General features: G+C 65.2%; 10 protein-coding genes. 8 read left to right on the forward strand and 2 right to left on the reverse strand.

Translation table 11 applies throughout. The annotated features are described in order from the left end of the window. On the forward strand, positions 1-385 hold a 385-nt coding region (locus QZ184_RS08915), incomplete at its 5' end, for an SAM-dependent methyltransferase (RefSeq protein ID WP_296419169.1). A gap of 13 nt (positions 386-398) precedes the next feature. Beyond that, the gene (locus QZ184_RS08920; protein ID WP_247476993.1) at positions 399-1,040 is read left to right on the forward strand and encodes a DUF4079 domain-containing protein; all 642 of its coding nucleotides are present in this window, start codon (positions 399-401) and stop codon (positions 1,038-1,040) included. Here the strand turns inward: QZ184_RS08920 and dusB are convergent. Beyond that, positions 1,037-2,044, reverse strand: coding sequence for a tRNA dihydrouridine synthase DusB (gene dusB, locus QZ184_RS08925; protein WP_296419177.1), 1,008 nt, complete (start codon positions 2,042-2,044; stop codon positions 1,037-1,039). The genes QZ184_RS08920 and dusB overlap by 4 nt on opposite strands. 28 nt (positions 2,045-2,072) lie before the next feature. Between dusB and QZ184_RS08930 the strand changes: the two genes are divergently transcribed. Continuing rightward, positions 2,073-2,528, forward strand: a complete 456-nt coding sequence (locus tag QZ184_RS08930; RefSeq protein WP_296419170.1) for a DUF1823 family protein — start codon at positions 2,073-2,075, stop codon at positions 2,526-2,528. Positions 2,529-2,643: 115 nt separating this feature from the next. On the opposite strand, the gene QZ184_RS08935 is transcribed toward QZ184_RS08930, so the two are convergent. Then, positions 2,644-3,027, reverse strand: a complete 384-nt coding sequence (locus tag QZ184_RS08935; RefSeq protein WP_247476995.1) for a L,D-transpeptidase — start codon at positions 3,025-3,027, stop codon at positions 2,644-2,646. Positions 3,028-3,167: 140 nt separating this feature from the next. On the opposite strand from QZ184_RS08935, the gene der reads away from it, so the two are divergent. From der to sepF, 5 genes are all read left to right on the forward strand, one after another. Continuing rightward, on the forward strand, positions 3,168-4,532 hold the full coding sequence (gene der / locus QZ184_RS08940; protein ID WP_010315124.1) for a ribosome biogenesis GTPase Der: 1,365 nt from the start codon (positions 3,168-3,170) through the stop codon (positions 4,530-4,532). A 24-nt stretch (positions 4,533-4,556) separates the two neighbouring features. Beyond that, positions 4,557-5,465 carry a CbiQ family ECF transporter T component gene (locus QZ184_RS08945; RefSeq protein ID WP_010315129.1) on the forward strand — a complete coding sequence of 303 codons (909 nt, stop codon included), beginning with the start codon at positions 4,557-4,559 and terminating at the stop codon, positions 5,463-5,465. Positions 5,466-5,489: 24 nt separating this feature from the next. Then, positions 5,490-5,756, forward strand: a complete 267-nt coding sequence (locus QZ184_RS08950; RefSeq protein WP_247476996.1) for a PipX family protein — start codon at positions 5,490-5,492, stop codon at positions 5,754-5,756. 18 nt (positions 5,757-5,774) lie between these two features. Further along, on the forward strand, positions 5,775-6,422 hold the full coding sequence (locus QZ184_RS08955; protein WP_296419172.1) for a YggS family pyridoxal phosphate-dependent enzyme: 648 nt from the start codon (positions 5,775-5,777) through the stop codon (positions 6,420-6,422). A 94-nt stretch (positions 6,423-6,516) separates the two neighbouring features. Continuing rightward, on the forward strand, positions 6,517-6,844 hold a 328-nt coding region (sepF, locus tag QZ184_RS08960; RefSeq protein WP_296419174.1), incomplete at its 3' end, for a cell division protein SepF.

A 6,844-nucleotide genomic window follows, 5' to 3' on the forward strand; every position in this document is an offset into this window, starting at 1 on the left:
GGTGCCTGTGGCTGTGATCCCTGGGATTACCGCGGCCGCGGCGGCTGCGGCGGCCGCTTCGGCCCAAGGCTTCCCCTGGCCCCTGGCCCTGCAGCAGGAGGGTCTGATGATTCGCCCCACGCCTGAGGATCCAGAGGCCCTGGAGGCTCTCTTGGATTGGGCGCGCCATCAAGAGGTGGTGTTGGCCCTGCTCAAATTGGGCCGCCGCTGGCGCTGGGTGCAACCGCTCCTGGAGCGTCGCGGTCTGCTCGGCGGCAGCCTGTTTGCCCAGCGGGTGGGCTGGCCCGATCAGCTCTTGGCCCCGGCCGATTCGATCCCGGCGGACGAGCAGCCCTACTTTTCACTGTTGCTGATCCGTCAGGGTTGGCCCAAGGTTCTGCCCTAGAGGAGCTGTTGCCATGAGCGCCATTGACTGGTTTGCCCTGCTCCACCCGGTGCTGGTGATCCTGTTCGTCTATCCCCTGATGGGGGCGACGGTTCGTCTGGGCCTGCTGGTGCGCGAGAAGCGCCTGGGCATCACCAAGCAGCCCGAACCGGTGCCGCAGGAGCACGCCGACCACGGCCTTTGGCTGACGGTTGGGGTGGTCGTGGCGGTGCTGATTGCCATCGTCTATTCGTTCAGCAAGGCCTATCTGGAGGCCGGTGCGGACTTCAGCGGCGGCGCCGGCCGCTACGGGCTCCTGCTGCTGGTGTCGGCCGGGACCCTGGTGGCCCTGGCGGCTCTGCTGCGGGTGCACCGGGCGATCTGGCGGGCGAGTTTTGCGCTGCTCTGCTGGGCCGGAGTCCTGGGCCTGGGCAGTCAGGCTGAGATCTGGCGTCTCTCCGACAATCCATTCGGCGCCGGGTTCTGGAGCTCCCACTACTGGGCGGGCGTTCTGCTGAGCGGTCTGATGCTGTTCACGCTCTCGGCGCGGCCGGAGATCAAGCGCAACCCTCGGCTGCGGCAGCTGCACATCAGCGCCAATGTGCTGATCCTCCTGTTGTTTGCCGTGCAGGGGGTCAGCGGCACCCGGGACCTGCTGCAGATCGGCGCTTACTAGCTGGCGAGGGCCGCGGCGGTTTGATCCAGCAGTGCGATGGCTTCGGCGGGCGTGGGCGCCCGCATCAGGGCGTGCCGCAGTTGCGGGGCGCCCGTGAACCCATTGCAGGTCCAGCCCATGTGTTTGCGGGCGATCAGTAGCCCGTGGTCGCCCTTGGCGGCCACCAGGGCCTGGAGTTGTTCCTTGGCGAGCAGCACCCGCTCAAGCGCTGAGGGGGCCTCTGGGATCGGCCGGCCGCTGAGGGCCGCATCGATTTGGCCGACGAGCCAGGGGGCCCCCATGCTTCCCCGCCCCACCATCACCCCATCGGCGCCGGTTTGCTCCAGGCAGCGCAGGGCATCGGCGGCGGAGTTGATGTCGCCGTTGGCAATCACAGGGATCGCCAGGGCGTGTTTGACAGCGGCGATGGCTTGCCAATCGGCGCTTCCTTTGAAGCCCTGTTCCCGGGTGCGGCCATGGAGGGTGAGCAGCTGGGCCCCGGCGCTCTCCAGTTGACGGCACCAGGCCACCGGGTCGAGGTCACTGCCGCACCAGCCCAGTCGGGTCTTCACGGTGACTGGGATCGAGACGGCCGCAGAGACCGTCTCCACGATGCGGCTGGCCAGATCGGGTTCGCGGATCAGGCCGCTGCCGCCCCCTTTTTTGGCGATCTTTTTGACCGGGCAGCCCATGTTGATGTCGATCAGGAAGGCCCCGGCGGCCTCCGCCCTGCGGGCTGCATCGGCCATCGACTGGGGCCGGTGATCAAACAGCTGAACGCCGATGGGCCCCTGCTCGAGGGCCAGCTCCTCGACCTTTTGCAGGCCATGGCCCAGCTCCAGGCTCGTGGCGTTGACCATCTCGGTGAACAGCAGGGCATCGGGCGCCCAGCGCCGCACCAGCCCGCGGAAGATGCGATCGCTCACACCCGCCAAGGGCGACTGCAGGGCGCGGCAGCGCAGCAGGCGCGGTGTGCCCTGGCCGGACAGCTGAATCGCTTCGGTGGTGGTGGCGGGCGTGATCATGGTGATCCGATTCTCGGACTCCAGGTCGATGCCCATTCCCTACCCCCTCAGCAGGGCGCTGCTGGAAGCGGTGCTGGAGGACCGCACCAACGATCGTTTTGTGTGTGAGTTGATCTGGCCGCGCCTGGGATACGAGCCAAACGGCGAGGGGGTTTGGAGCGCCGGCCCGGCGACGGAGGCCAGCTGGCGGGAGTCCTTTCCAATCGAGCCCCAGTTCATTGCCGAGCGTCCAGCCAGCGTGGCCCTGACCCGGTCGGTTCCCAAGCCCTACAAGCAGCTGCTGAAGGAGCAGCTGGGCTTTGGCGGCTACCGGATTGGCGGCCTCTATCCCCGCCGCACCCGCCGGGCCACCGCCGTGAACTGGCTGCTGGCCCACCTGGCGGAGCGGGGCGAACCCCTGCCTGCTAGCGGTCCGATGCCTCCTTTGTTGGAGCAACCGGCCGATCCGGTCCAGGGGCATCCAGGCGACCTGCCGATTGGCTGATCCCCGGGCTCGCGGGGGCCTGATGGGCAGGGAGGGCCAGGACCCACAGGCCCACGATCAACAGCTCCAGGCTCAGGAGCTGCAGGATCTGGCTTGAAGGCCCTCCCCGCATGGCTCAGGCCTGGATGCTGACGGGTGTTCCCTTGGGTGTGTTCTCAAACAGCCAGCGGGCATGGGGGCTGGGGATCCGAATGCAGCCGTGGCTGCGGGGCACGCCAAAGGCCTCATTGGCCTGCTCCTGCCAGGGGGCTCCGTGCATGCAGATCATTCCGTTCTGGGTGATGCACATCGCCCAGGGCACGTTGGGCGCGACATAGCCCCGGCCGCGCATGGTCACGCTCTGGTACTTGTCGTAGACCTGGCCAACACCCATCGGTGTGGGAGTGGAGCCTTTGCCAGTGCTCACCAGCACCGTGCGAACGAGCTCTTGTTGTTGGTTGTAGACGTAGAGCTTCTGGTCGGAGAGATCGACCACGATCGAGGCAATCAGTTCCACCATCGCGGGAGACCGCCGTCGGGCGGGGGACAGAACACCCTTCCTCTAGCGAGACTCGCCTGGTCTCGCTTTGAGACTGGCGGAAAGATTTTCGCTTCTGCCGGCCTGTAGGGTCGGATTACGGCAGTTGTTGCGATAACTCTTTGGCGTTGCCCGTCGTTGCCATTATTGGCCGCCCCAACGTGGGCAAATCCACCCTTGTGAACCGCCTCTGCCGTAGTCGCGAGGCCATCGTTCACGACGAACCCGGTGTGACCCGCGATCGCACCTATCAGCAGGGCTATTGGCGGGATCGCCATTTCAAGGTGGTCGACACCGGTGGTCTGGTCTTCGACGACGACAGCGAATTCCTGCCGGAAATTCGTGAGCAGGCGAACCTCGCCCTCTCCGAGGCCTCAGTTGCGGTGGTGATCGCCGATGGCCAGCAGGGGCTGACGGCTGCAGATGAGTCCATCGCCGAGTGGCTGCGGGGGCACAACGTTCCGGTGCTTCTGGCGGTCAACAAATGCGAGTCCCCTGAGGCGGGCCTCGCCATGGCCGCCGAGTTCTGGAGCCTGGGACTCGGTGAGCCCTTTCCGATCTCCGCCATTCACGGCGCTGGGACCGGCGATCTGCTCGATCGGATGGTGGACCACCTGCCTGCCGCCGAGGAGTTGGAGGGGGAGGAGCCCATCCAGATGGCCATCGTGGGCCGTCCCAATGTCGGCAAGTCCAGCCTGCTGAACGCGGTCTGCGGCGAGAAGCGGGCCATTGTCAGTCCGATTCGCGGCACCACCCGCGACACGATCGACACCTCGATCGAGCGGGAAGGGAAGCCCTGGAAATTGCTGGATACCGCCGGTATTCGCCGCCGCCGTTCGGTGAATTACGGGCCGGAGTATTTCGGCATCAACCGCAGCTTCAAGGCGATCGAGCGCTCCGATGTCTGCGTGCTGGTGATCGATGCCCTCGATGGCGTCACCGAGCAGGATCAACGCCTCGCGGGCCGCATTGAAGAAGAGGGGCGGGCCTGCGTGGTCGTGGTCAACAAGTGGGACGCCATCGAAAAAGACAGCCACACCATGCCGGCCATGGAAAAAGAGCTGCGGGCCAAGCTCTATTTCCTGGACTGGGCTCCGATGCTCTTCACCTCGGCGCTGACCGGTCAGCGGGTGGAAAGCATCTTTGCGATCGCGGCCGTTGCTGTGGAGCAGCATCGCCGCCGCGTCAGCACCTCGGTCGTCAATGAGGTGCTCAGAGAAGCGGTCAGTTGGCGCTCTCCGCCCACCAGTCGCGGCGGACGTCAGGGCCGGATTTACTACGGCACCCAGGTGGCCGTCCGCCCCCCAAGCTTCACCCTGTTCGTCAACGACCCGAAGTTGTTTGGGGACACCTACCGTCGCTACGTCGAACGGCAAATCCGTGAGGGTCTGGGCTTTGAGGGGTCGCCGCTCAAGTTGTTCTGGCGCGGCAAGCAGCAGCGCGATGCGGAGCGGGATCTGGCGCGGCAGCAGGCCAGGGGACGCTGAGGGCCTGAGCCGGCTTCAGCCCTGATGGATTGGTTGCGGCAGATCCCCATCGGCCAGTACGTCGATGGAACCAGCAGCTGGCTGCGGCTTCTCGATGCCCGCCTGAAGCTGGCCTGGACGGTGGCGTTTCTTCTCACCCCGATCCTGGCTGGACCCTGGTGGCGGCTGGCCCTGGTGGGTCTGTTGCTGCTGTTCACCGCCTGCAGTGGGCTGCCCTGGCGCCTCTGGCGCCGCACCCTTCCCTTGCTTCTGGTCCTCTCGGTGTTGGTGGGAGCCCTGGCGACGACCCTGCCGACGGGATCCCTGGCGCCTGCCTCCTTGAATCGTCCTCCCCAGGAATTGGAGTTGGGCTCCGATCAGCAGGGACTGCGTTGGGAGTTGCTGCGGCTGGGTCCGGTGCAACTGGGCCCCCTGCCGCTGGGTCCGTTGGTGGTGACCCGCCGCTCGGCGGAGTTGGGGATCAACAGCGCCACGCTCCTGTTCACGGTGATTCACAGCGCCAACCTGCTGCTGCTGACCACCCCACCGGAGGAGTTGGTCTGGGGCCTGAGTTGGTGCATCGCTCCCCTGGGTCGCCTGGGGGTTCCCGTGGAGCGGCTGGGCTTCACCTTGCTGCTGGCTCTGCGTTTTCTGCCGCTGGTTCAAGAGGAGTTCCAGAACCTCCTGCGCTCCCTCGCCACCCGTTCGGTCAACCTGCGGCGCTTGGGCTTTCAGGCGTCAGTGGGCCTAGTCCTGGCCTTGGGGGAGCGTTTGCTGGCCAACGTTTTGTTGAGGGCGGAGCAGGGGGCGGAGGCCCTGTTGGCCCGGGGCGGTCAGTGGATGGCCCCCTCACAACTCCTGCGCTCCAGGCTTCGGGCCCCCGTGCTTCAGGCCTTCGGCTGGATGGGCTTGCTTGCCGTTCTGGTGCTGCGCTGGCGCTTCGGTGCGCTTTGATAGACGGTTGGCCGACCTTGGCGTGTGAGCAACGAGCGCTATCTCAATCACCCCACCTTTGGCTTGCTCTATCGCGTCGCAGAGACGGGCGATGGCCGCGAGGTCTACGCGACCCTCTACGCCCAGAGGATGTTTTTTCTGGTCATGGTGCAGGGCCGCAGCGTCGAATTTGAGGTCATCCCCTTGATGGATGCCCGCCATCTAGCCGAGCAAAATCTCAATCGCGCCCGCCGAGAAGGTCCCGAGGTGCATGCCAGCTGGCGACAATTGTTCGACAAGACCTTCATCTAGCCGTTGGGCCTCTAACTGTTGGGCACTTCCCCTGCTGCAGATCGTCTTGCAGCCTTGTCTGCACAGTTGCCCTCCCACACCCGCTTGCTTGCGGTGAGCAAGGGTCACCCCGCCAGCAGCATTCGCGCGTTGGCGCAAGCCGGGCAACGCAGCTTTGGTGAAAGCCGCCTGCAGGAGGCCACGGCGAAGCAGCAGGAACTGGCCGATTGCGTTGACCTGGATTGGCACTTCATCGGCCGTCTGCAGGCCAACAAGGTGCGGCCGGTGCTGAAGCAATTCAGCGTGATTCACTCCGTGGACTCCTTGAGCCTGGCCGAGCGGATCTCGCGGATTGCAGGAGAGGAAGGGCTGCTGCCCTCCATCTTTCTTCAGGTCAAGCTGCGCCCCGATCCCAACAAAGGGGGCCTCTCCGTTGAGGAATTGGAGCGGGAATGGCCGCGGCTCCAGCAGCTGCCGCACCTGCGGATTGTCGGTCTGATGACCATGGCTCCCCTGGAGGTGGAGGGGGCAGAGCGGAAGGCGTTATTTGCGGAGTGTTCGGCTCTGGCCAAGCGCCTGGGTCTGGCCGAATTGTCGATGGGAATGAGCGGTGATTGGCCCGAGGCGGCCGCCGCTGGGAGCACCTGGGTCCGGGTGGGTTCAGCCCTCTTTGGTCCGAAGCTTTGAAACCGGCATGAAAGCCAACAATGATCCGCTGAAACCCTTGTCACCGCTCACATGGGACGCTATCTAGGTTGAAAGCCAAATCCGAGGTTTCACGGTGTCGTTGTTCTCCCGCCTGCGTGCAGTTGTTTCAGGAGACGATTACCTCGACGGTTATGAGGACGACGATCTCGATTACGACCAGGGCGACATGCCTGAAACCAGTGGTTCGACCCCCTCTGGTGCACTCGCTCTGACCAGCGATTTCGATTCCGTTGATCCCTTCGCTGGGAGCAATGTGATTGGCATGCCCGGCATCTCCACCTCGGCGGCTGAGGTCACCTTGATGGAGCCCCGCAGCTTCGACGAGATGCCTCGCGCGATCCAGGCCCTGCGTGAGCGCAAGACCGTGATCCTCAATCTCACGATGATGGAGCCCGATCAGG

It is taken from the genome of Vulcanococcus sp. DEBay_Sum22DG08_74 (assembly GCF_017852955.1).
Classification (GTDB): Bacteria; Cyanobacteriota; Cyanobacteriia; order PCC-6307; family Cyanobiaceae; genus Vulcanococcus.